Source organism: Telluria antibiotica, assembly GCF_011682055.1.
GTDB lineage: Bacteria > Pseudomonadota > Gammaproteobacteria > Burkholderiales > Burkholderiaceae_D > Telluria > Telluria antibiotica.
The window spans coordinates 139827-164096 of sequence record NZ_JAAQOM010000001.1 but is presented as its reverse complement, the minus strand read 5'-3'; the positions used below and the strand labels follow the sequence as shown (position 1 = coordinate 164096).

At 69.6% G+C, this 24270-nt stretch carries 19 protein-coding genes; 3 read left to right on the top strand and 16 right to left on the bottom strand.

Annotated features, from left to right (window positions below; all coding sequences use genetic code 11):
* Window positions 1-19 precede the first annotated feature (19 nt).
* Window positions 20-1741 carry a bifunctional protein-serine/threonine kinase/phosphatase gene (locus HAV22_RS00630; RefSeq protein WP_166855461.1) on the top strand — a complete coding sequence of 574 codons (1722 nt, stop codon included), beginning with the start codon at window positions 20-22 and terminating at the stop codon, window positions 1739-1741.
* Here HAV22_RS00630 and HAV22_RS00625 read toward each other — a convergent pair.
* On the bottom strand, window positions 1738-1875 hold the full coding sequence (locus HAV22_RS00625; RefSeq protein ID WP_166855459.1) for a hypothetical protein: 138 nt from the start codon (window positions 1873-1875) through the stop codon (window positions 1738-1740). The genes HAV22_RS00630 and HAV22_RS00625 overlap by 4 nt on opposite strands.
* A gap of 86 nt (window positions 1876-1961) precedes the next feature.
* Here HAV22_RS00625 and HAV22_RS00620 point away from each other — a divergent pair, with 86 nt between their 5' ends.
* Entirely contained in the window at window positions 1962-2888 is a 927-nt protein-coding gene (locus tag HAV22_RS00620; protein WP_166855457.1) for a bile acid:sodium symporter family protein, read from the top strand.
* Between the two features lie 23 nt (window positions 2889-2911).
* Here the strand turns inward: HAV22_RS00620 and HAV22_RS00615 are convergent, their stop codons facing one another.
* The 10 genes from HAV22_RS00615 to HAV22_RS00570 all read right to left on the bottom strand — a co-directional run bounded on the left by HAV22_RS00615 (window position 2912) and on the right by HAV22_RS00570 (window position 18360).
* Complete coding sequence (locus HAV22_RS00615; protein WP_166855456.1) at window positions 2912-3913, bottom strand: aldo/keto reductase; 1002 nt, start codon at window positions 3911-3913, stop codon at window positions 2912-2914.
* Window positions 3910-5073: a galactokinase gene (gene galK / locus HAV22_RS00610; protein ID WP_166855453.1), complete on the bottom strand. Its 1164-nt coding sequence runs from the start codon at window positions 5071-5073 to the stop codon at window positions 3910-3912. Before galK ends, HAV22_RS00615 begins: the two co-directional genes overlap by 4 nt.
* A gap of 1 nt (window position 5074) precedes the next feature.
* On the bottom strand, window positions 5075-6133 hold the full coding sequence (locus HAV22_RS00605) for a UDP-glucose--hexose-1-phosphate uridylyltransferase (RefSeq protein WP_166855451.1): 1059 nt from the start codon (window positions 6131-6133) through the stop codon (window positions 5075-5077).
* A 244-nt stretch (window positions 6134-6377) separates the two neighbouring features.
* Window positions 6378-7385 carry a transporter gene (locus HAV22_RS00600; protein WP_166856318.1) on the bottom strand — a complete coding sequence of 336 codons (1008 nt, stop codon included), beginning with the start codon at window positions 7383-7385 and terminating at the stop codon, window positions 6378-6380.
* 64 nt (window positions 7386-7449) lie between these two features.
* Window positions 7450-9315 (bottom strand): glycoside hydrolase family 28 protein, encoded by a 1866-nt coding sequence (locus tag HAV22_RS00595; RefSeq protein WP_166855449.1) that lies wholly within the window; start codon window positions 9313-9315, stop codon window positions 7450-7452.
* Window positions 9316-9325: 10 nt separating this feature from the next.
* A complete protein-coding gene (locus HAV22_RS00590) occupies window positions 9326-11950 on the bottom strand; it encodes a pectinesterase family protein (RefSeq protein ID WP_166855447.1) in 2625 nt (874 codons plus the stop codon).
* A complete protein-coding gene (locus HAV22_RS00585) occupies window positions 11947-12732 on the bottom strand; it encodes a rhamnogalacturonan acetylesterase (protein WP_166855445.1) in 786 nt (261 codons plus the stop codon). Before HAV22_RS00585 ends, HAV22_RS00590 begins: the two co-directional genes overlap by 4 nt.
* Before the next feature lie 25 nt (window positions 12733-12757).
* Window positions 12758-15484 (bottom strand): TonB-dependent receptor, encoded by a 2727-nt coding sequence (locus tag HAV22_RS00580; protein WP_166855443.1) that lies wholly within the window; start codon window positions 15482-15484, stop codon window positions 12758-12760.
* A 226-nt stretch (window positions 15485-15710) separates the two neighbouring features.
* Window positions 15711-16943, bottom strand: a complete 1233-nt coding sequence (locus HAV22_RS00575; RefSeq protein ID WP_229420993.1) for a DUF4861 family protein — start codon at window positions 16941-16943, stop codon at window positions 15711-15713.
* A 10-nt stretch (window positions 16944-16953) separates the two neighbouring features.
* The gene (locus tag HAV22_RS00570) at window positions 16954-18360 is read right to left on the bottom strand and encodes a glycoside hydrolase family 88/105 protein (RefSeq protein WP_229420992.1); all 1407 of its coding nucleotides are present in this window, start codon (window positions 18358-18360) and stop codon (window positions 16954-16956) included.
* A 172-nt stretch (window positions 18361-18532) separates the two neighbouring features.
* Here HAV22_RS00570 and HAV22_RS00565 point away from each other — a divergent pair, with 172 nt between their 5' ends.
* Window positions 18533-19561, top strand: a complete 1029-nt coding sequence (locus HAV22_RS00565) for an alpha/beta hydrolase (protein ID WP_229420991.1) — start codon at window positions 18533-18535, stop codon at window positions 19559-19561.
* On the opposite strand, the gene HAV22_RS00560 is transcribed toward HAV22_RS00565, so the two are convergent.
* The 5 genes from HAV22_RS00560 to HAV22_RS00540 are packed head-to-tail and all read right to left on the bottom strand — an operon-like array spanning window position 19515 to window position 24260.
* Window positions 19515-20735, bottom strand: coding sequence for a M24 family metallopeptidase (locus tag HAV22_RS00560; protein WP_166855441.1), 1221 nt, complete (start codon window positions 20733-20735; stop codon window positions 19515-19517). The genes HAV22_RS00565 and HAV22_RS00560 overlap by 47 nt on opposite strands.
* A gap of 13 nt (window positions 20736-20748) precedes the next feature.
* The gene (locus tag HAV22_RS00555) at window positions 20749-22002 is read right to left on the bottom strand and encodes an FAD/NAD(P)-dependent oxidoreductase (protein ID WP_166855439.1); all 1254 of its coding nucleotides are present in this window, start codon (window positions 22000-22002) and stop codon (window positions 20749-20751) included.
* On the bottom strand, window positions 21999-22262 hold the full coding sequence (locus tag HAV22_RS00550; protein ID WP_166855437.1) for a 2Fe-2S iron-sulfur cluster-binding protein: 264 nt from the start codon (window positions 22260-22262) through the stop codon (window positions 21999-22001). Before HAV22_RS00550 ends, HAV22_RS00555 begins: the two co-directional genes overlap by 4 nt.
* Complete coding sequence (locus HAV22_RS00545; RefSeq protein WP_166856311.1) at window positions 22249-23364, bottom strand: NAD(P)/FAD-dependent oxidoreductase; 1116 nt, start codon at window positions 23362-23364, stop codon at window positions 22249-22251. Before HAV22_RS00545 ends, HAV22_RS00550 begins: the two co-directional genes overlap by 14 nt.
* A complete protein-coding gene (locus HAV22_RS00540) occupies window positions 23364-24260 on the bottom strand; it encodes a dihydrodipicolinate synthase family protein (RefSeq protein ID WP_166855435.1) in 897 nt (298 codons plus the stop codon). Before HAV22_RS00540 ends, HAV22_RS00545 begins: the two co-directional genes overlap by 1 nt.
* Between the last annotated feature and the right edge of the window lie 10 nt (window positions 24261-24270).

The window sequence follows — 24270 nt, the reverse complement described above, 5'->3', positions numbered from 1 at the left end:
ACGCGCGGGCCGGCGCCTGATGTCGACACCACTGACCCTGTCCGTCGGCCAGCACACGGACCGGGGCCGCAAGCCCTCGAACCAGGATTGCCACGGGGCCGCGCTGCCGCGCGAATCGCTGCGCGCGACGAAGGGCGCGGCGCTCGCGCTGGCGGATGGCATCGGCAGCAGTGACGTGAGCCACGTCGCCAGCGCCACGGCCGTGGCTTCGTTCCTCGAGGATTACTACGCCACGTCGGACGCCTGGTCGGTCAGGACGTCCGCCGAACGCGTGCTGGCCGCGGTCAACGCCTGGCTGTACGCGCAGACGCGCCAGAGCCAGGACCGCTACGACCAGGACCGCGGCTACGTCTGCACGTTCACTGCGCTCGTCATCAAGTCGAACACGGCGCACGTGTTCCACGTCGGCGACGCCCGCCTGTACCGCGTCCACATGGGCGCGCAGGGCGCCAGCCTGGAACAGGTGACGACGGACCACCGCGTGTGGGTATCGCCCGAGCGCAGCTACCTGAGCCGCGCGCTGGGCGTGCAGGACCGGATCGACATCGACTACCGCTCCGTCGCCCTCGACGCGGGCGACCTGTTCATGCTCGCGACGGACGGCGTTTACGAGCACGTGACGGGGGCCGACGTGCACGCCGCGCTGGAGGACGCGCCCGACCTCGATGCGGCCGCATGCCGGCTCGTGGAGCGCGCGCTGGAGAACGGCAGCCCGGACAACCTCACCGTGCAGTTCGTGCGCATCGAATCGCTGCAGGCGCGCGAGGCGTCCGAGCTGCTGCGCCAGATGGCGGGCCTGCCGCTGCCGCCGCAGCTGGAGCCGCGCGCGGAGCTCGACGGCTACCGCATCGTGCGCGAGGTCCACGGCAGCAGCCGCAGCCACGTCTACCTCGCGCTCGACCCGGACAGCGGCGCGCACGTGATCCTCAAGACGCCCTCGACTGACCTGGCCGGCGACGGCGCCCACATGGAACGCTTCGTGATGGAGGAGTGGGTCATGGGGCGCGTGCGCAGTCCGCACGTCGTCCGGCCGGCGCCCGCGCGGCGGCGCAGCTGCGTGTACGTTGCCACGGAATACATCGACGGCGTGACGCTCGCGCAATGGCTGCGCGACCGGCCCCGTCCCGGCCTGGACGCCGTGCGCCGCATCGTCGACCAGGTGGCGAAAGGGCTGCGCGCCTTCCACCGCCTCGACATGCTGCACCAGGACGTGCGGCCGGAAAACGTCATGATCGACGGGGACGGCAACGCCCGCATCATCGACTTCGGGTCCGTGAGCGTGGCCGGCGTCGTCGAGATGGCACCGCATGCGGAGGACTGGACCCTGCAGGGCGCCGCGCTGTATGCCGCACCCGAGTACTTCCTCGGCGAGCACGGCACGGTGCGCTCGGACGTGTTCGCGCTGGGCGTCCTCACGTACCTGATGCTGACGGGCGAGCTGCCGTACGGCGTCGAGATCCCGCGCGCGGCGCAGCGCAAGCTCGTGTACCGGTCCGCGCGCGACCACGACCCGGGCATCCCCGCCTGGGTCGACGCCGCGCTGCGCAAGGCGCTGCAGATCGACCCGCGCCGGCGCTACGAGGACGTGTCCGAATTCGTGTACGACCTGCACCATCCGAACGGCGCCTTCCTCGAGCAGCGACGTACGCCGCTGATCGAACGGAGCCCGCTGCTGTTCTGGAAGGCGATGTCGTTCACGCTCGTGCTGGCGCTCGTGGCAGACCTGGCGCTGCGGCGCTAGCGGTCGTCCGCGCACAGGCGCGGCGGTCCCACGTCGAACGTGCAGTGCCGGCGCACGGGCGAGCCTGCCGTCCGCCAGCATGCGCTCGGCCGCAAGGCGACACGGACCCGGCCCAGCGTCGCCGGATCGCCCATGCGGATCACCAGCACATCTGCCGAAGGTGAGGGCGGCGGACATATAATGCGGAACGGATCAGTTATCGAACGAGGAGACCACCCGCGTGAACGCAGTCGAAAAAGCCAGCGCCTTCGTCGGCAAGACCTTTTCCTTGTGGGTGCTGCTGTTCGCCGCCCTCGGGTTCTTCGCGCCGCCGCTGTTCATCGGCTACAAGACGTGGATCGCGCCGCTGCTGGGCATCGTCATGTTCGGCATGGGCCTGACCTTGTCGGCCGCGGACTTCCGCGACGTGTTCCGGCGGCCGAAGGACGTCGCGATCGGCGTCGTTGGCCACTACCTCATCATGCCCGGCATCGCCTACGTGCTGGCCGTCGCGCTGCGCCTGCCGCCGGAGATCGCCGTCGGCGTGATCCTCGTCGGCTGCTGCCCGAGCGGCACGGCGTCCAACGTGATGACGTTCCTGTCCAAGGGCGACGTCGCGCTCGGGGTGTCGATCGGCTCGGTGTCCACGTTGATCGCGCCGTTTGCGACACCGGCGCTCGTGTCGCTGCTGGCTGGCCAGTGGATGACCATTAACACGGCCTCGCTGTTCAAGGACATCGTGGAGGTCGTGATCGTGCCGATCGCGCTGGGCCTCGTCGTCAAGACGTTGTTCCGCCGGCAGGCGGCGGCCAGCGCGCAGGCGCTGCCGCTCGTGTCCACGGTGGCCATCGTGCTGATCATCGCGATCATCGTCGCGCTCACCCAGCCCAAGCTGCTGACGAACGGCTTGCTGATGTTCGCGGCCGTCATCCTGCACAACTTGCTGGGCTTCGCGCTCGGCTACGTCTTTGCCCGCGCGTTCGGCATGAACCTCGCGAAGCGCAAGGCCGTGATGTTCGAGACGGGCATGCAGAATTCCGGCCTTGGCGCCGCGCTCGCGGCCGCGCATTTCAGCGCGCTGGCCGCAGTGCCCAGCGCGCTGTTCAGCGTGTGGCACAACCCGTCCGGCTCGGCGCTGGCGACCTGGTTCGCGCGCAGGTCGGAATAACTTTGCGTCGTGGCAGGCTGCCGTTACGACTGCCCGCCCAATATCGCCTCCACCGCCGCGATCTCATCGCCCGCCAGCGGCGCCATCTGCACGGCCTTCACGGCGTCGAGCACCTGCTGCGGCTTGCTGGCCCCGATCAGCACGGAAGCGATCGACGGTTGGCGCCGCACCCACGCGAGCGCCAGTTGCGCGAGCGTGCGCCCGCCCGTGCGTGCGATCTCGTTCAGCGCCGCGATGGTCGCGAGGCGTTCCGGCGTGATGTGCTCCGGCTTCAGGAACCCGACGGAGCCGGCCGCGCGCGAGTCAGGCGGCAGGGCGCCGCCGAGATAGCGGTCCGTGAGGAGGCCCTGCGCCAGCGGCGAGAAGGCGATGCCGCCGATGCCTTCCCGTTCGAGCACCGGGAGCAGGTCCGTCTCCGGCTGGCGCACGAGCATGTTGTAGCGCATCTGGTGGATCACGAACGGCGTGCCCAGGCGGCGCAGTTCCGCCGCGGCCGCCGCCGTGCGTTCGCCGTCGTAGTTCGAGATGCCCGCGTACAGCGCGCGGCCACTGCGCACGATGGTGTCCAGCGCCGCCATCGTTTCCTCCAGCGGCGTGTTCGGATCGGGACGGTGGTGATAGAAGATGTCGACGTAGTCCAGGCCCATGCGCTTCAGGCTCTGGTCCAGGCTCGCGACGAGGTATTTGCGGCTGCCCCAGTCGCCGTACGGACCCGGCCACATCGTGTAGCCGGCCTTCGTGCACACGACCATCTCGTCGCGATACGGCTTCAGGTCGCGCGCGAGCAGGCGGCCAAAGTTTTCCTCGGCCGACCCGGGCGGCGGGCCGTAGTTGTTGGCGAGGTCGAAGCACGTGACGCCGTTGTCGAACGCCGTGCGCACGATCCAGCGCTGGCGGTCGAAATCGTCATTGCCGCCGAAGTTGTGCCACAACCCCAGCGACACGGCGGACAGCCGCAAGCCGCTGCGGCCGCAGTGCGGATACGGCATGCTGCCGTAGCGGTCGGCCGCCGCCTGGTACATCATGGCGTGACGCGTCCGGCGCCTGCCGCCGGTTTGCACACGTAGATCGTGGCCGGCTTGCCGTCCGGCGAGCGGTACTCGCGCTCGACGGCCGCGCGTGCCGCGTCGACCAGCGCGTGCGGCACGACGGCCACCACGCAGCCGCCGAAGCCGCCGCCCGTCATGCGCACGCCGCCTTGCGTCCCGATCACGTCCTTGACGATGGCGACGAGGTTGTCGATGGCGGGCACGGTGATTTCGAAGTCGTCGCGCATCGACGCATGCGACGCGGCCATCAGCTCGCCCAGGCGTTCGAGGTCGCCGGCAGCCAGCGCGTCGGCCGCGGCCAGCACGCGGTCGTCTTCCGTGACGACGTGGCGCGCGCGGCGCAGCACGACGGGGTCGAGTTCACCGGCACGCGCCTGCAGCGTCGCCATGTCGAGGTCGCGCAGGGCGGGGAGGCCGAAGTGGCGGGCCGCCGTCTCGCACTGTTCGCGGCGGACGTTGTACGCGCTGTCGACGAGGCCGCGCGTGACGTTCGAGTTGAAGATCATGATGGCGGCGTTGTCCGGCATCGGCACGGGTTTCACGTCGAGCGAACGGCAGTCGATCATCAGTGCGTGACCTTCGACGCCGCACGCGGAGCTGATCTGGTCCATGTTGCCGCACTTGGTGCCGACGAAGTCGTTTTCCGACGCCTGCGCGATCAGGGCGATGTCGATCGGGGACAGCGCCTCGAAGCCGGGTAACGTGGCGAACAGGCGGCCGACGGCGACCGACAGCGACGCCGACGACGACAGGCCCGCGCCCTGCGGCACGTCGCCGGCGATCGCCATGTCCATGCCTTGCACGGGCAGGCCGCGCTTGACGAACTGGTCGACGACGCCGCGCACGTAGTTGGCCCACATCGGCTGGCCGACGCGGTCGATGGGGGCGTCGAGGTCGTATTCGTCGAGCGCGTCGCCGTAGTCGGCCGCCACGACGCGCACCTTGCGGTCGCTGCGCGGTTTCGCGGCGATGGCGGTGCGGTAGTCGATGGCGCAGGGGAGCACGAGGCCGTCGTTGTAGTCGGTGTGCTCGCCGATCAGGTTGACGCGGCCGGGCGCCTGGACGAACAGCGTCGGTGCGGCGCCGAATGCGGTTTCGAAGGCGGCGGCGGTACGGGAAAGGCGGTGGTCGGTCATGTCAGGTATTGGCAGATGTGTCGGATTCAAGGTAGTGCACTTCGGATTGCGCACGCAGGCGGTCGGCCGCCTGTTCCGGGGTCAGGTCGCGCTGGGCTTCCGCCAGCATCTCGAAGCCGACCATGAACTTGCGCACCGAGGCGGAACGGAGCAGCGGCGGGTAGAAGTGGGCGTGCAGCTGCCAGCCTTCGGCGTCCGCGTCCGACACGCCGTACGGCGCACCGTGCCAGCCCATCGAATACGGGAACGACGTCTGGAACAGGTTGTCGTAGCGCGTGGTCAGGCGCTTCAGCAGGACGGCCAGGTCGGCGCGCTGGGCGGGCTGCAGCTCTTCCAGGCGGCGCACGGCGAAGCGGGGCAGCACGAGCGTCTCGAACGGCCAGGCGGCCCAGTACGGGACGATGGCGACCCAGTGTTCCGTCTGCACGACGACACGTTCCTGCGCGGCGATCTCGCGCTCGGCGACGTCCAGCAGCAGGCGGCGGCCCTGCTCGGCGTGATACGCCTTCTGCTGGCGGTCTTCCGCGGCGGGCAGGTTCGGCACATAGCTCGTGGCCCAGATCTGGCCGTGCGGGTGCGGGTTCGAGCAGCCCATCACGGCGCCCTTGTTCTCGAAGACCTGGACCCAGCGGTACTTGGCGCCGAGTTCCGCGGCCTGCGCGCACCACGTGTCGATGACGCCTTCGATGGCCGGTACCGACAGCTGCGGCAGCGACTTGGCGTGGTCCGGCGAGAAGCAGATCACGCGGCTCGTGCCGCGCGCGCTCATCGTCTGGAACAGCGGATCGGCGCCCGGCGCCGCTTCCGGCGTGTCGGGCATGAGCGCGGCGAAGTCGTTCTCGAACACATAGGTGCCCGTGTAGTCGGGGTTCTTTTCGCCGTTGACGCGGGTATTGCCCGGGCACAGGTAGCAGGTCGGGTCGTGCGACGGCCTGGCCGAGCGGTCGACGGCTTCCTGCTGCCCCTGCCACGGCCGCTTGGCGCGGTGCGGGGACACGAGAACCCAGTCGCCCATGAGGGGGTTGTAACGGCGGTGCGGATGGTCGGATGGATTGAACATGGTCTTCTTCTGCGATTCGGAAATAGGATGCTCGAAAAGCCGCAGGCGGAGCGGCGCGCGGACCGGGCGAAGCAGAGGCTCGTGCCGGTGTTTGCGGCCATTCTACCGTCGCCGGCGGCGCGCACGGCTGCACTGGCGTGCGGGCTTTTCCTGAGGCAAGAAGCTTAGCGTGACGGCGGGAAACGAGTTATGCCCAATGCGGCCGAAAATATCTTGTTTTCATATGGTACGCCCGTGTTACGGGCTACCGGGGCCGCTGCAGCCGCAGCAGCAGCCACGCGAGGGCGCCCGTGACGAGCGCGGTGAAGAGCAGCACGACCCAGAATCCGTGCGGATGCTGCGACAGCGGCACGCCGCCCACGTTCATGCCCAGGAGGCCCGCGATCAGGTTGATGGGCAGCGCCATCACCGTCACGATCGTCAGCAGGAACAGGCTGCGGTTGTTGTCCTCGTTGACCTGCGCCGCGATCTCTTCCTGCAGCAGCTTGATGCGTTCCTGCAGCGCGGCCAGGTCGGACAGCACGACGGTGAATTCCTCGGTCGACTGGCGCAGTTCCTGGCGGTCGTCCGGCGCGACCCAGGCGGGTGGCCGCTGTAGCAGGCGGAAGAGGGCGGCCGGCTCCGGTGCCAGCAGCCGCTGCAAGCGCACGAGCACGCGCCGCAGCGCGCCCAGGTCCTCGCGCCGGCGCGTGAGGCGGCCCGCCAGGAGCTGGTCTTCGGTCGCGTCGACGCGCGCCACGGCGTCGCGCACGATGTTGACGAGGACGTCGGCCTGGTCGCGCAGCAGGTGCACGAGCAGTTCGACGCTCGATCGCAGCGGCGCGCCTTGCAGTACGTCCTGGCGCAGGCGCTCGATGGATTCCAGCGGCTTGCGGCGCGCGGTGATGACGCCGCGCGGCGTCACGTGCACCCACAACGTGGAGATCTCGGCCGTGTCGACGGAAAAATTATGCAGCACGTCGTTGACGACCGCGATCAGGGCATCGTCCGCCACCTCGATGCGCGTGGAGCGCGACCCCTGGTGCAGGGTCTCGTAGAATTCGTCGGGCAGGCCGGCGTGGGCGCGCAGCCACCGCTCGCTGGCCGCGTTCGACAGGTTGAAGTGGAGCCAGACGAACTGCCCGGCGGCCGGCGCGCGCAACCAGTGGGCAGCGTCCTGCGCGTCGAGCGGCGTCGCCGCGCCGTCCTCCAGCAGGAAGCCCCAGACCAGGCCCGAGACGTCGGAGCCGTAGTTGAACGCCGGTGTCGCCATCATCCATCCCATCGAGATTTTTGGTGACGGCATTGTAGAGCATGCGCCGCGCGGGCGCCGGTCTTCAGGCGGACAGCGTCGTGTCGTAGCGCTTGCCGCCGATGACGACGTTGGACAGTTTCAGGCCCCGCACGTGATACGTGTACCACGGATGCGCCGCGTTGGCGGGCGCGCCGAAGTCGCAGTCCGTGATCGTGACGTCGCGGACGGGCAGCACGGCCGGTGCGGGTGCCGGGCCGTTGTAGTCCGAGGCGACGGGGCCCAGGATGACGAACGCCTGGTAGCACGACGCCGTGGCGCCGGCCTTCGTCCTGACGTTGCCGACCGTGACCTTCGAAATGTGCACGTTGCGCACCTCCGGCGGGCGCACGCGCACGTTGTCCGCGCGCGGCGTGTAGTCGCAATCGAACGTCACGACGGCGCCGGCCGCCGCGGCGACGGTCTTCGGCTCGATCGGTGAACCGGGCAGCGGCGCGTAGAACGAGGGACTCGTCTGCACGCCGTTCGGGATGCTCACGTTATGGACGTGGAAGTTGCGGAGAAAACCGCCGCGGTTCATGTTCGTCTTCAGGCGGATCGCCGTGTTCAGCGGATTCGTCGCCCAGTTCATGTTCTCGAACACGAGGTCGCGCGCGTACACGTTCTCGATGCCGCCCGCCATCTCGCTGCCGAGGGTGACGGCGCCGTGGCCGCTCTGCATCGTGCACTTCTGGATGACGATGTTGCGCGCCGCGCCGTATTGGATGTCGCGGTTCTTGCCGGCCTTGATGGCGATGCAGTCGTCGCCCGTGTTGAACTGGCAGCCCTCCACGAGCACCGTGTCGCAGCTTTCCGGATCGAAGCCGTCGCTGTTCGGCCCGAGGCTGTTCGCGTGCACGTTGCGGATCGCGAGGTTGCGGCACGCGACGGGATGGTGCTGCCAGAACGGCGTGTGCGTCACCTGGTAGCCTTCGAGCAGGACGTCGGTGCAGCCGATCAGCTGGATCATCGGCGGGCGCAGGTAGTGCCCGAGCCCGAACACGCGCCGCGCGAGCGGTACGCCCGCTTCCGACAGCGCGGGCAGGTAGGCGTCGTCCGCGCGCCATTTGTCGCCCGCGCCCTGGATCAGCAGCCGCATTTCATCCGGCAGGCCAGGCGCGACGTCGGCCAGCGACGCCGGATTCAGTTCGTTGACCTGGTTCTGCGCCAGCTTGCCGGGCACGTAGTTCGGCGACTTGTCCTGCGCGACCGAGTTGATCGTCGCGTTCTTGCCCTTCCACGTCCACCAGCAGTCGGCGCGGCCGGGGAACGGGACGCCGCCCTGGCCGTCGAGGATCGCCGTCCAGTCGTCGCCGGTGAGCGCGATATTGTGCTGGTCGCGCGCATAGATCATCGACGAGAAGTTCAGGCAGTCGTTGCTCTGCCAGCGCGACACGACCAGCTTGCCGTTCGGACCGCAATCGACGTCGCCGTATTTCGCATAATCGGCCGGGTCGTTGCTGAAGTAGACGTGGGCGCCGGCGGCCAGGTGCACGTTCACGTTCGACAGCAGCACGATCGGGCCGGCGCAGAACCAGTCGCCGCGCGGGATCACGACGCGGCCGCCGCCCTCCGCATGGCAGCGTTCGATGGCGGCCTTGAACGCGGCATGGCAGTCCTGCGCGCCGGGCGCCGGGGTCTGCAACGTTGCCTGGTCCTCGAACGATATCCACGCCTGCACGGGCGCGAGCTGGCACGGTGCCGCGCCGAAGTCCGTGACGACGTACTCCGCCTTGCGGAATTTCACGGGGTTGGCGAGCCGCTTGGCGATGGCATCGGCCTGGCGCCACGGGTCGCCCGCGGCCGCCGCCTTGCGCGCGGCCGCCAGTGCATGCGCGGGCCCGGACAGCGCGAGGCCGGTGACGGCGGCCGTTTTCAGGAACACGCGGCGTGCTTGGAATTGCTGCTTCATGGTGTCTCCGTTATTCCTGGATGTTCTCGTATTCGCCGAGGTAGATGTCGGCCGGAACGGGGCGCCGGCCGTCGCCCAGCGCCGTGGCGGGATCGAACGGGGTGTCCGCAAGATTGTCCCAATAGTCGTCGGAGCTGAACTGCGCCGGGCGGTGCGCCAGGGTGCCGTTGCGGTTCCATTCGGACCACGGCGCCGTCTTGTCAAAATACGGGCCGATGCGCGAACGGAGGATCACGACCTTGCCGACCGCTTCCAGAGTGCGCTTGCGGATCGTGCCGCGCGGCGCCTCGTACACGTCCACGTCGCCCAGCTTGCAGGCGTAGCCGTCGACGGGAACGAAGCCGTACGGCGTGCAGCGTTCGTTGTGGAACCACTGGCGCGCGAAATAGTAGCGGGTGCCGGCGGTGGCAGGCAGGTCGCTCGTGAACCGGCAGCCGTCGAACACGAAGCCATATTTCGCATGGCGGTTCGTGTCCGGCGCGGCCACGTACGAGGCGGAGCGGCCGCCGATCGCATGGATATCGCACTCCTTGAAGACGGCGATCGTGTCGCCGAAGATGAAGTCGACGTCGCCCTCGACGTGCGTGTCATGGAAGAAGCTGCGCCCCGTCGCGCTGCCGTCGGTCGAGTGGAGGAACAGCGTGTCCTGCAGGCCGAGGAGGCGCACGCGCTCGAACTGCGCCTTGTCCGCGCCGTCCACGCGCAGCGCGACGGCCTGGTGGTGCACGCGGCTGCCGCCCGTCGTGTCGGGGCAGTTGTCGCCGCTGCACTCCGCGCGTGGCGCGGTGGCGGCGCGGTTGTACGCGTTCTCGATCGTCAGGTTGCGGGCCTGGAAGCCGTCCGCGCGTACCCACACGGTGGCGGAGCCCGTCGTCTGCAGCGCGGGCAGGTCTTTCAGTGCGTTGTACATCGCGCGCACGGACGCGGGCGCGTGCTCGAACTGCGCGGCGTAGCGCGAGCGGTACGCCGCGCCCGCCGTCGAGGCATCCAGCGCCGCGCGGATGCGCACGGCGCCCGGGGCGTCGCCCGCGCCGTCCAGCGTGATCGGCGGGGCACCGGGCGGCAGGTACACGAGTTCCTCATACGTGCCGGGCGCGATGCGGATGACGACGCGCCGCGTGCCGCCGGCCGCCACGGCCTGGTCGACGGCCTCCTGCACGGTCGCGAAACGGGACGCGCCGTCAGGCGGTGCGTGCGCGTCGACCGTGTAGTCGGCGTGCAGCGGTGCCTTCGACGCGAGCGGGTCGGCCAGCGGGTCCCAAGGTTCGATCCTTTCGTTGCCGACGGGGCCGACGTACTTCAGCACCTCGCGGTAATCGTAGGCGCGGGCCTGCGCGGCGGTCAGTTGCGGGCGAGGATCGCGGGCGGTCCGCTCCGGGAACGGCAGGAAGCGCGCCGCACAGTCGGCGCGGGCGTCGCGCACGTCGAAGGCGCCCGCCACGCGCGCATGCTCCTGCTTCACGTCGGATGCCGGAGCGATGGCCACGTCCTGCAACGCCAGCGCGAGCGGATGCGCGTCGTCATAGCCCTGCAGCAGGATCCGGCCCGGCGTCGTGCTGCGCACGCGCTCCATACGGATCCCCGCATAGTCGGGGACGAGGTTGCCGGGCTGCGCCGGCTGTTCGTAATGCGTGGTGACCTCGATGGGGGAACGGATGTCGCGCAGGCATACGTCGCGATAGACGATGCCGTCCACACGGCCGCCGCGCATGTCGTTGCTCTTGATGCGCAGGCCAGCCGTCGTACCGTCCATCGTCAGGTCGTCGACGAGCACGTCGTGCACGCCGCCGTTCGTCTCGCTGCCGATCGACATGCCGTGGCCGCTGTAAAAGAGGTTGTGCACGATGGAGACGTTTTCCGTCGGCCCCGCGCCGCCCGCCTTGATGGCGACGTTGTCGTCACCCGTGCCGATGACGCTGTGCGCGATGGTGACGTTGCGCGACGAGATCGGATCGATGCCGTCGGTATTGCGCGCGTCGTGCGGGGTGTCGATGGTGACGCCCCACGCCGTGAAGCCGTCGACGCCGTTCAGCGTGACGTGGAAGTTCGGGGAGTTCACGAGGCGGATGCGGTACAGCGTCACGTCGCGCGCGTTGTCGGCCTGGATCAGGCGCGGCACGTTCTGCCGGGTCTTCTCCTTTTGCGCGCGGCGCGCGATCTGCCACCACGTCTCCGTCTTGCCGAGAATCGCCTGTCCGCCCTGGCCGTCGATCGTGCCGCCGCCCATGATGCCGGCGCCGCGCACGCCGTCGAGCGTGATGAACGGGCGGCAGCCGCGGCCCGACGCATCGTTCGTGCCGCAGGTGCCCGCGCCCCGGTCGAACAGGCGCGGGTCCGTGCTGGCGTACAGCGTGGCCCCCCTATCGACGAGCAGGGTGACGCCGTCGCGCAGCCGTAACGGGCCGGACACGAAGTTGCGGCCGTCGTTGCTGGCCGCGAGCACGACGGCGTGGCCGGGCGCGCATTTGTCGATGGCGGCCTGGATGCGCGCGGCGTCGTCGCGTCCGGACGTCGACGCGGCGCCGGTCAGGACGGCGCAGGCGGGCGGCAGGACGGGCTCGCGCACGGCGCGCCCGTCCTGCGCATGCGCGTGCGCAGCCGCGAGCGCGCACGCGAGCAGGGCGGTGCGTGTCAAGGCTTGCCCCCGTCCTTGAAATAGGCAGCCGTTTCGGGGCGCGCCGCCACGAGCTCCCGTTCGACCATGTGCGCGAAGAAGTCCGCACCCTTGGCGCCCAGGTGCGTGCGGTCGAACGCCGACTTGGCGGCGCCCGCGGGTTCGACCTTGTTCGGATCCGCGGGCTGGCCGTACCCCGGCGGACGGGGCACGACGGCCAGCGTATCCGCCTCGTCCTGGCCCATCGCCTGGACGGCGGCGGCACTGTCGCGGTTCAGGTCCAGCAGCGCGGCGTGTTCCTGCGCGGCGACGCGGCGCGTTGCCGCGGCCCATGGCCCCAGGTCGTCCGCGAGATAGGCGCCCTTGAACGTGCGCCGCGTGAGCGGCGTGACGAGCACGGGCACGCCGCCCAACGTCCGCGTCTCCTGCGCATAGCGCGTCATGTTGGCGGGGAACTGGGTGACGAGGTCCGTCGAGCGGCCCGGCTTGCCCGGTTGGTCGTTGTGGCCGAACTGCACGAGGACGTACGTGGCCTTGAAGCCGGCGCCGTCCTTCAGCATGCGCTCGACCTCGTCCCAGCGGCCCTCGGCGCGGAAGCTGCCCGAGCTGCGGCCGCCCCGCGCGAGGTTCACGCAGGTGACGTCCCGCGTGAAGCGCGCGCACAGGGCGTCGCCGTAGCCGCTCTTGGTGGCCATCGTCGAATCGCCGACGAGGATGACGCGGATGGGCGCGTCGGCCGCGCCGGCGTGGCCGGCCAGGACGAGCGCGGCCAGTGCGGCCAGCGTGGTACTTTGGAATGGCATCGTGGTCCTTTCGGTGTGGGCGCGTTCAGTCGAAGTCGTAGCTGATGCGCACGTTCATCGTGCGGCCGATCGGATTCGCGACGCTGCTCAGGTAGCCGTTGCTGTAGATCGTGTTGTTGGTGATCGGCGGGGCCTTGTCGAACAGGTTCGTGACGCCGAGCGTGACGCGCAGCTGGTTCTGCACGCGCACGGAACCGGTCAGGTTCCACGTCGAGTAAGACGGGATGTCGCGGTAGTACTGCGACGTGACGGCCGTGTTGGCGTCGCGGTAGGTGCTGTTGAAGTTGTTCGTCAGCTGGGCCGAGTAATCGCCGCTCTGCCACGTCAGGCGCAGGTTGTGCTTCCAGCGGAACGTGATGATCGGGAAGCTGGACGTCGTGCCGTTGCTGGCCCAGCCGAACTGGCCGACGTTCGACATCCACGGGCCGCCCGGCACGAGCTGGTTGTCGAATCGGGTCAGGTAGGTGCCGTCGATGGCGGCGGCGAACTGGCCGTAGCGGGTGCGCGCGATGTCCCAGTTGGCCGACACGTCGACGCCGGCCGCGATCTGGCCGCCCAGGTTCATCGTCGTGTTGTTGATGTACGCGAGCGAGTTGTCCGGGTTACGCACGAACAGGTTCTTGTAGTCGGCGTAGTTCGTGAAGTAGACGTTCTCCGGCAGGTTGGCCAGCATGTCCTTCATGTTGACCTGCCAGTAGTCGAGCGACGCCGTGAAGGTGCGTGCCGGTTCGAACACGACGCCCAACGTGCCGCCCTTCGAGCGCTCCGGTTGCAGGGTGTTGTTCGAGCCCGTCAGCTTGTTCAGCTTCGCGTTGCAGACGTCGGCCGCGTTGAAGCCGGCGACGGCCGTGCCGGTGCCGGGAATCGCTGGCGTGGGGCCCGGGCACAGCACCGGGTCGTCCCAGCGGCCGGCCGTCGTCGTGTTGGCGACCGTCGTGCGGTAGCCGTAGCGGTCGAACAGCGTGGGCGCGCGGAAGCCCGTGTTGGCGGAGCCGCGGAACAGGATCGTCTTCGTCGGCTGCCAGCGGAAGCTGACCTTCGGCGTGACGGTCGAGCCCACGTCGCTGTACTTGTCGACGCGCAGGGCGGCGTTCAGGTCCAGCGTCTTGGTGACGGGGGCGTCGATCTCCGTGTAGATGCCGGCCACGTTGCGCGCGCTTTCGCCGTGGGCGGGCACGCTCTTCGCGTACGTGATGTCGGCGGCTTGCGCGAGCTTGGTGTCTTCGTTGGTGTCGCGGTGCAGGTCGGCGCCCAGCGCGAATGCGAGGTCGCCGCCGGCCAGCGCCATCAGCGAGCGGCTGATCGTGGCGTCGACGCCGTAGTAGGCGCTCTTCGAGCTGCGGTTCTGCATGCCATCGGCGGCGATCGATTCGAGGTAGTCGCGGCCCGCCTGGTCCTGCAGGCCGAACGGATTCAACATGCCGTTCGCGAGGCCGTTGATCAAGCCGATGCCCGAGAAATAGCCGGACTTGTAGTAGCCCTTGCGCAGCGACAGGCCGTAGCTCATGCCGGCCTTGTAGTCCCAGTTGCCGAGATGGCCGTCGGCCGACAGCAGCAGGCGCTGGTTGATCTGGTTGTCGCGGGTGACGGCCGGGCCGAAGTCGGCGACGGCCCAGGAGACGGTCAGCGGCTGGTTCGTGATGCCGGCAACGGCCGGTACGCCGCCGCTCTTGCCCGGATACCACTTGCTCGTCGCCGGCAGGATCGGTTTCGCGTTGCCGACGGCGAGGGCCTGCGTCGGGTTCTTGGACGCGAAGATCGATTCGTCGCCGCGCGTGTATTCGAGGGTGACGGTGTTGTCGGCGTCGATCTTCTTCGTCGCCTTCGCGTACATCGACAGCTGCTTGTTCGGGTACAGCGCCGTGCCGTACGTGTCGTTGTCCAGCACGCAGGTGCTCTTCGCGCCCTGGATCGAGTACGGGGCCAGGCAGCCGCTCGCGTAGTACGGGTTCGCCGCGTTCTTGTTGGCGGAGCTCGTGAAGTTGGCGGGCGTCGCATAGCCGCCGCTGGCGGCGCTCGGCGGCAGGCCGATCGCCGCCAGCGCAGCCGCGTCCGGGACGAAGCCGGCGCGGTCCGACAGCAGCAGGCGGCTGCGCTGGTGGAAGTCGACGGTGCCGTAGACGTTCCAGCCGTCCCGCTCCAGGCTGCCCTTGCCGAACGTGGCCTGCAGGCGCTTCTCGTCGCCGCCGCCGTGGCGCTGCGGCTCCACGACCTGCACGGTGAAGTTGCCGCCCGTGACCTCGCGCTTCGTGATGAAGTTGACGACGCCGCCGATGGCGTCCGAGCCGTAGATCGACGACGCGCCGTCGCGCAGGATTTCCACGCGCTGCAGGGCGCTGAACGGGATCGTGTCGAGGTTCGCGTAGCCGTCGGCGATGGCCTCGTTGGCGAGGCGGCGGCCGTTCAGCAGCACGAGGGTGCGGTTCACGCCCAGGCCGCGCAGGTTGATGTTCGTGCCGGACCCCGCGTTCGACGGCTGCAGCGATGCCGATTGCGGCAGCGCCATCATCACGTCGGCCAGCGTCGTCATGCCTTGCTTGACCAGTTCTTCGGCCTTGATCGTCGTGACGGGCAGGGCTTCCTCGGCGGCGAGGCGCTTGATGCTGGAGCCCGTGACTTCCACGCGCTGGATCGGCGCGTCGGCCTGCTGGGCCTGGGCCTGCTGGGCGAGCGCGAGGACCGCGAGGGCGATCGACGACATGACGAAGCGGCGGGACGTGGGGCGGGGCTGCGTGCTGCGGGGGTGGTTCATGAAGCTGTCTCCTGTTGTTTTCGATGACGTGTCGGCGCCCCGGGGAGGCGGCGCCGATGGATGCTTCCTGCTAAACGGTGCCTGGCTAGGTAGGGATCCTCTTCAGACGCTCGGGATCCTGACTGGTCGGACCATTCTAAATTGGTTTGACCACAAGATCAATGTGGTCGGGCCGGTTATAGTGAATTATGTGTTGGGAAATCGACAGGGCGCGAGGGGCGCACGCTCAGTGCGGGGCCGGCATGACCGTGATCCGGACGGGATGCGCGATGCGGCGCGCTTCCGCCGCCACGTACGCCTGCCACGCGGCCTTCGACGTGATGCGGCCGGCGCGATCCCAGGCGGCGCCCACCCAATAGCGCAGCGGCCGGCCCGATTCGACCCTGGCCAGCACGAGGTCGTTCAGCGCATCGTCCGCATATCCCGTCGCTGGCGGCAGCACGATGGCCGTGCCGAACGCGCCGTTCGTCGCCTGCTCGACCCACTGCAGCAGCGCGTGGTTCACCGCGTCGCGCACGAGCGCGACACGGGCCGCCTGCTTCTTGTCCGCGGGCGTCTTGTTCAGGCCCACGGCCACCGTGAGCGCCGCCGGCCCCGCGAACGTGAACGTGCTGTCGACCTGGTCGAGCTGGTGACCCGCGTCCACGGTGAAACGCTTCACTTCCTCGACCTTCGTCCCCGCCGCATCCCATGCGTCGTACGTGAGCTCGAACACGGTGCGCACGGGGCCGTTCGCGAGCACCTTCCACGTCGCGTAGTTGCCGCTGATGGCGAGGTGCCCGCCGTCCCATACGCCCGTGCCGCCGGCCCCGCGCGAGCGGCCGACGTTGTACATGTCCATGCCTTCGCCTTCGTCCTTGTGGTAGTGGTCGTGGCCCTTGTTGTACCAGCGGTCGACGACGGGATAGTCCACGCGCTTGAACCAGATATCGAGGCCGCTCGTCTCCAGCACTTCCTTGCCGCTGCCGGGTGGCGCGGGCGCGGCGAGCGCGGGGCCGTACGTGCGGTGGCCGATGACGTCGTTCTCCCACGCGAAGTCGTCCAGGCGTTCCGGCACGTAGCGCGCGAATGCCTTCGGTGCGAACGGCGGCGTCAGCGCATCGCTTTTTTCGACGACGAACGTCGCCGTCCGTTCTCCCGGCGCGAAGTCGTGCTGGAACAGGAGTTCGCCGTACGCGGCGCCCACGCCCTGCGGGTCCTTCGCGAGCGGCGCGACATTCGTCACCTGGTACGGGAGCACGTGGCCCGCGGCGTCCTTCACGACGAGGTGCTGGATCAGCGCGCCGGGCAGCGCGGCATTCACGTCCCGCCACGGCACCACGATCGTCTCGGACGGGCGCGCCGCGTCGAGGTCGTGGCTCGCCGTGACGGTCAATCGGTCGGCCGCAACGGCGTGCGCGGCCAGCAGGGCGCCTGCGGCGCAGAACAGGAAGTTCGCTTGCATGGTCGGGGCTTTCATCGTGACGTGGTCAGAGGTGTTCGCGGTAGCTGGTCTGCCCGCCGTCCTTCGGCACGTAGTGGTACGTGCGGACGCGGTACTGGATGTCGATCGCCGGGTTGTTCAGCAGGCGGATCATCTCGGCGCCGGCCAGCAGCATCGGGCCATAGCCGTGCATTGCGGTGGTACTGGTGGGACGGTTGTAGTAATAGACCTGGTCGCTCGCGAACGTCGTGCCCACGCACGTGCCTTCCACGCGGCCCTGCGCGTCGATGCGGGCGGACAGCGCGTTCCACCCGGCCTGCGCGATCGAGCCGTACGTCGTCGGACTGATCCAGCCCTCGTTGACGGCGTGCGCGATCGCGTAGACGAACATGGCGCTGGCCGACGTCTCGAGGTAGGAATCGTCGCGGTCGACCATCTGGTGCCACAGCCCCGCGCCGGACTGGCGTTCGGCGACACCGCGCAGCGTCTTCTTCAACTGCGCCAGCACTTGCGGATAGCCGGGATGGTCCCTGGGCAGCACGTCGAGCAGGTCGGACATCGCGAGCACGGCCCAGCCGTTCGCGCGGCCCCAGTAGAAGCGGGGCGCGTCCGGATTGCTTGCGTTCCAGCCGTGCGTGTACAGATTCGCCTGCGGATCGAACAGGTAGCCCGTCATCTGCAGCACGTTCCTGACGGCGTCGTCGAAGTACGCGCGCTCGCCCGTCATGCGCCCCAGTTCGGCCAGCGCGGGAATCCCCATGTACATATCGTCCGCCCACAGCGACATCGCCTGCGGGCGCTGGCGCGCGAGCGTGCCGTCGGGCAGGCGGAACTGGCGCTTCGCGACCCAGTCGCCGCACACGCGGATCTGGCTTGCGAGGTCCGGGCCGATGCCCGTGCTGCGCGCACGCATCATCGCGGCGCACATCGAACCGGCGTCGTCGAGGGCGCGCGGGTCGAGGAAGTGGGCGAAACTGTTCGCGCGCTCGAGGCGGAAACGCTGTTCCTGCGCGCGGAAATAGGGCAGGCGGTCGGCGAAGAACTGCAGGTGGCGCGCGGTCAGCGCCGTGTAGCTCTTGTCGCCCGTGACGGCGGCCGCCTTGATGAGGCCCGCGTGCACCACGCCCATCTCGTACGCCTGCAGGCCGAAGCCGGCATCGCCTTCCTCGACGACGGCGTCGGCGACCGGCGTGCGGAAATCCGTGACGGGCGCGCCGCTGGCCTTGTGCACGATGCGCGTCGGGGTCTGGACGTCGACGTAGCCGCGGATGCGCTGCAGCGCCGCCGCGATCTCGGCCACGACGGGCTTCTTGTACGGGACGGGATACGTGCCCTCGGCCGCGTCGTTCGCGTTCTTGTTGTCGGGGTTGCGATAGGTGCCGTCCGCGTGCGCGGGAACGGCCAGGCACGCGAGAGCGGCCAGCATGGCAAGCAGTCTGGTTGGCGGTTGCAACGTAGTCTCCAATCGTTGTTCGGAGTGACGGTCCTCGTGCCTGTGGCCGGGCCGTTCTATATCTGGTCGGACCATTCTAGGTTGGTCTGGCCACTTTGGCAAGGCGGACTAGCCGCGATATGTTGTTCCGTGGCATACTCGCCCGGACGATGGACGCGCAGGAGGGCGCAGCATGGACGGATCGGGACGCGCAATGATGTGCGCGCTGGCTGCAACGCTGGCACTGGCCGCCTGCGCCGCACGGTCGCCGGCACCGCCGGCCCCCGCGCCGGAAAGCTATACGGCGGAGACGACCTACGCGAAGCTGGCGCCCGCGTATCCGTTCATCCGCATCGCGAGCCGCGCCGTGCCGCCCACCGTGCGCGCGATCACGAACGTCACGTATGTGCGCCGCGCGGGCCACGACCTGCAATTGGACCTGTACCTCCCCGCGGCCGCCGCCACGGCGCCGCGGCCCGCCATCGTGTTCGTGCACGGCGGCGGCTGGCGCGCCGGCGTGCGCGCGAATTTCGCGCCGATGGCGATCCGGATGGCGGAGCGGGGCTACGCGGCCGTCACGATCAGCTATCGGCTGGCGGGAGAAGCACCGTATCCGGCGGCGATCCACGACGCCAAGGCGGCCGTGCGCTGGGTGCGCGCGCATGCGGGCGCGTACGGCATCGACGGCGACCGCATCGTCATCGCGGGCGGCTCGGCCGGCGGGCAGATCGCCGCGCTCACGGGCGTCACGAACGGGGAAGGCCGCTTCGATCCGGATGGCGGGCCCGGTGCCGTGTCCAGCGCCGTGCAGGCGATCGTCAACATCGACGGCCTGTCGGACTTCACGTCGGAAGAAGCGCGCAGATACGAGGACGATCCGGCGAAGCAGCCGTCGTCGGCTGGCGCCTGGTTCGGCGGGCGTTATGCGGAGGAGACGGCGCTGTGGCGCGACGCGTCGCCGCTGTTCCACGTGGGCCCGGACACGCCGCCCGTGCTGTTCATCGGCAGCGCGCAGCGCCGCTTCAGCGTGGGGCGCGACGCGATGGTCGACCGCCTGCGGGCGCTGGGCGTGCCGCACCGCGTGGTGCTCGTGCCGGACACGCCGCACAGTTTCTGGCTGTTCGACCCGTGGCTGGCACCTACGGTCGATGCGACGGACGCGTTCCTGCGCGAAGTCATCCCGCCCCGAACGGGTCGTCCAGGCTCGCCGCCGGCTGCGTGAACCACGCCGGTCCCGCCGCCGTCATGTAGAAATGGTCTTCCAGGCGGACGCCGAATTCGCCCGGCACGCAGATCATCGGCTCGTTCGAGAAGCACATGCCGGGTTCGAGCGGGCGCCGTTCGCCGCCGACGAGGTAGGGGCCTTCATGGATGTCGAGGCCGATGCCGTGGCCCGTCCGGTGCGGCAGGCCAGGGAGTTTGTAGCCGGGCCCGAAGCCGTTTGCCTCGAGCGAGCGGCGCGCGGCCTTGTCCACGTCCTCGCACGGCACGCCGACCTTGGCCGCATCGAACGCAGCGCGCTGCGCCGCCTGTTCCGCGTTCCACACGAAGCGCTGGCGTGCCGTCGGTTCGCCGAACACATAGGTGCGGGTGATGTCGGAGATGTAGTCGTGGACCTTGCAGCCCGTGTCGATCAGCACCATGTCGCCGCGCTTCAAGGTCTGCACGTAGTTCACGCCGTGCGGATACGCGGTCGCCCCGCCGAACAGCACGATGCAGAAGTACGATCCGCTCGCCCCGACCCGGCGGTGCGCGAGGTGGATGAATTCCTGCACCTCCGTCGTCGTGATGCCTTCGTGGAGGATGGCTGCCGCCGCCTTGTGCACGGCGAGGGTCATGTCCATGGCGCGCTGGATCAGGGCGATCTCCGCGTCGGACTTGCGGCTGCGGCACAACGACGTCACGGCGTGCGCGTTCTGCAGCGCATAACCTTCCGTCGCGGCGCGGATGGCATCGAACAGGAACAGCGGCGTGCTGTCGTCGATCGCGAGCACGGGCGTGGCCGCGTCGTTCGCGGCGATGCCCATCTCTTCGAGCACGTTGCGCAGCCGCAGCGCAGGGTTCTCGTGCTCGTCCCAGCACGCGACGTCGCCTTCCACGCCCATGAAGCCGCGGATCGTGGCTTCCTCGAACGCGGGCGCGATGTACACCAGGTCGCCCGCCGCCGGCAGCACGGCGCCGACCATGCGTTCGCTCGGATGCCACCTGGTGCCGGTGAAGTAGGTGAGATTGCTGCCCGCGTTCAGATACAGCGCGGCGATGCCGGTCGCCGCCATCGCGCCCTGTGCGCGCGCGATGCGCGACCGGTATTCGGCCCGTGCGATGGGGACGGCGCCTGCCGTCATGTCCGTCAGCGCGGCGAGGGCCGCCTGCTTGTCCGTTCCTCCGATGGTCATGGTTCTCCTTGTGTCATTCGATACTCGATAGCGCCCGCGCGCTGGCGGGCAGGATGGGTATGCGGCTGTCGGGCGGCGTCCATCCGAACAGGAAGGCGCACGCCGGGCCGCACGTCTTGCCCTGGCACGGGCCCATGCCGACGCGCGTCGCGAGCTTCGCTTCGCGCCAGTCGCGATGGGGCAGCAGCTGCGCTGCCGTGACGTCCTCGCAGCGGCACACGATCGTGTCGGGCCGGTACATCGTCTTCAGCGCGTCGTTCGGCGCAAAGGTACGCGCGAGCAGTCCGGCGAACGCGTGTGCCGCGCGCAGCGCCGGTGCGTCGCGCGCGGCCGGATGCAGGCCCAGCGCAGCGAGGGCCGCGCGCCGGCCTTCCGCGACAGCCTTGTCCACGCCGCCGATGCCCGTGCATTCGCCGGCGGCCCACACGTTTGCGCGGCTCGTCTTTTGCATCGCGTCGACGAGGATGGCGCCGTCTGCCGTCGCGCATCCGAGTGCGCGCCCGAGGTCCGTGTTGGGCACGAGGCCGAAGCCTGCGCCCAGGAAGTCGCAGGCATAGTGCGTTTCTCTGCCTTGTACTGTGACGGTCACGCCGCGCAGTATATCGTCACCGGCCGCCGCGACGATGCGCGCGCCCGTTACGTATGGCACGGTGCGCAATGCCGCGAACAGCGAGACGGCCTGCGCGAACTTGGCTTTGTGCCGGGCCAGCAGCGCGAGCCCGAAGCCGCCGAGTCGCGACCAGGGCTGGTGCTCGACGATGGCCGCCACGCGCGCACCGGCCTGCAGCGCGGTCGCCGCCGTGGCCAGCAGCAGCGGGCCCGTGCCGGCGACGACGACTGTGCGATCACGCACGGGCATGCCGCCCTTGATCAGCGCCTGCAGACCGCCTGCCCCCGTAACACCGGGCAGCGTCCAGCCGGGGAATGGCAGGCTCAGTTCGCGCGCGCCGGTACAGAGCAGCAGGCGTTGGAAGGGGATGGTCGCGCCGCCGTCCGCCGCTTCCACCAGCAAGGTGTTCGCGTCGGCGCAGCCGATGACCTGGGTGCCCGCCAGGTGCGTGAAGCGCGGATGATCGTGCAGCGCGGTCCACATGCGCGTCGCGCGGGCATCGGTCCATCGACCAGGCCCGCCGCGCCAGATCTGGCCGCCGGGCGCGTGGTTGTCGTCGATGAGGCACACGGCGGCGCCGGCGTCCAGCGCGGCATGCGCGGCGGCCAGGCCCGCAGGGCCGCTGCCGACGATGTGCAGCAAAGCGTCTCGTGTCACCAGTCGCCTCCCGTCTCGATGTTCATGCCCGGCGCGCACACGGTGCGGCAGGCGAGTCGATGGGCGCGGCCGTCGATCGTCACGCGGCATTCCTGGCACTGTCCGATGCCGCAGAACGCGAAGCGCGGCTTGCCCGTCACGGCGCGGCGCGTGCACATCGAGCCGGCGCTGACGAGCGCCGCGACGACGCTGGCACCGGATGGCACGTCGACCGCGGTGCCATCGATGGTCACGCGGCAGGTCGTGTCACGCGTGTTCATGCGCGAACCTCGCGGGGGAATACGGTGCGGCGTCGATGGCGGGCGTGCGGCCTTGCATCAGGTCGGCGAGCAGTTGCGCCGTCCCGAACGCCGTGGTCACGCCGAGGCCTTCGTGGCCGCATGCGAGCCACAGGCGGTCCAGCGCCGGATGGCGTCCGATCAGAGGCCGGCCATCGCGCGTCGCCGGCCGCAGTCCCGTCCAGCTGCGGATGATCGTCATGTCGGCGAGGCAGGGCAGCAGCGCGATCGCGGTGCGCAGCACGTGCGCGAGCACGCGCGGGTCGATGTCATGATCGACGATGCCGTCCTGGCGGCACGAGCCGACCAGCCACTGGCCCGTGATGCGCGGCTGGACATTGGCGGCGACGGCGAGGGCGTCGCTGCCGGCCTCCGTCTGGCCGTAGCCCATGCTCACGACCTGGTGCGACAGGCGGCGCGGATAGCGGGCCGTGATGGCGAGGTGCCCCTTGCGCGGGAAGACGGGCGTGCCGGGCAGCAGGCGGGGGACGTGCGTACCCGTCGCGACGACGACGTCGCCCGCGGCGATAAGCTCGCCCGTCGCCAGCGTGACGGACCCCGGCGCGACGCTGGCGACGTCCGCGCCGAACAGCGAGCGTCCACCCAGTGCGACAAGGCGTTCGGCCAGGTCGCGCGCGACGGCGGGCGGATACACGACGCCGTCGCGCGCGACGCGCACGCCGCCCGCGAGGCCGGGGCGCAGCGAGGGTTCGGTGCGCGCCAGTTCCGCGCCCGACAGCGCTTGCGCGTCCCAGCCGCGCCGGCCCAGGCGCTCCGCGCGCGCCAGCGCATGGGCCATCTGCGCCTCGTCCTCCGCCACCCACAACGTACCGCAGCGGACGTGTTCCGCCTCGCGGCCCCGCGTCGACAGGTATTCGTCCCAGCGTGCCAGCGACAGCAGGCACAGATCGAGTTCGTCGTCCGTCTCGTCGAGGGCGACGAGGTGGCCCATGCCGGCCGACGTGACGCCCGCGCCGGGGTGGCGCGCATCCACCAGCAGCACCTTGCGGCCCGACGCCTGCAACTCTGCCGCGCAGGCCGCGCCCACGATGCCGGCACCGACGACGATGACGTCCGGATGCATCACGGCAGCGCGGGGAGCGACGGCCGGCAGGCGATGGCGGCGCGGATCGTCCGTTCGACCTGCTCGCGCCGCTCGCCCGCGAGCGGCAGCCGGGGCGCGCGCACGCGCTCGTTGGAACCGAAGGCGAGCGCTTCCGCCAGCTTGATGTTCTGGACGAGGTACGTGGACACGTCCAGGTCGAGCAGCGGCCGGAACCAGCGGTAGATGCGCAGCGCCTCGTCGTAGCGCTTCGCCTGGACGAGGCGCCAGATTGCCACCGTCTCGTGCGGGAACGCGAGGCACAGGCCGGCCACCCAGCCCGTCGCGCCGGCCGTGAGGGCTTCGAACGCAAGGTTGTCGACGCCCGTCAGCAGGTCGAAGCGGTCGCCGAAGCGGTTGATGATCTCCGTGCCGCGGCGGATATCGTCCGACGATTCCTTCACGGCGACGAAGCGAGGATCATCGGCCAGCTCCGCCATGATCTCGACCGTCACGTCGACGCGGTAGGCAAGGCGGTTCGAGTAGATCATGATCGGCAGGTCGCCGGCAGCGGCGATCGCCTTCAGCGTGGCGACGGTCTCGCGCGGGTCCGTGTGATAGATCGTGCTCGGCACGACCATCAGGCCGTCCGCCCCGGCCTCCCTGGCCTTGCGCGCCAGCGTGCACGCGTCGCGCGTCGCCGCCTCGGCCACCGTCAGCAGCGCGGGCTTCGTGCCGCTGGCTTCCTTGCAGAGCTTGAGGACGGCGATGCGCTCGTCGTGCGACAGCATCGGTCCTTCGCCGAGCGAACCGCAGGCGACGAGGCCATCGACGCCGGCATCCATCTGGATCTGGAAGCAGCGGCGCATCTCGTCATGGTCGAGCGAGCCGTCTTCCCTGAATTTCGTCGTGACGGCCGGAAGAACACCTTTCCACATGCTGTTTGTC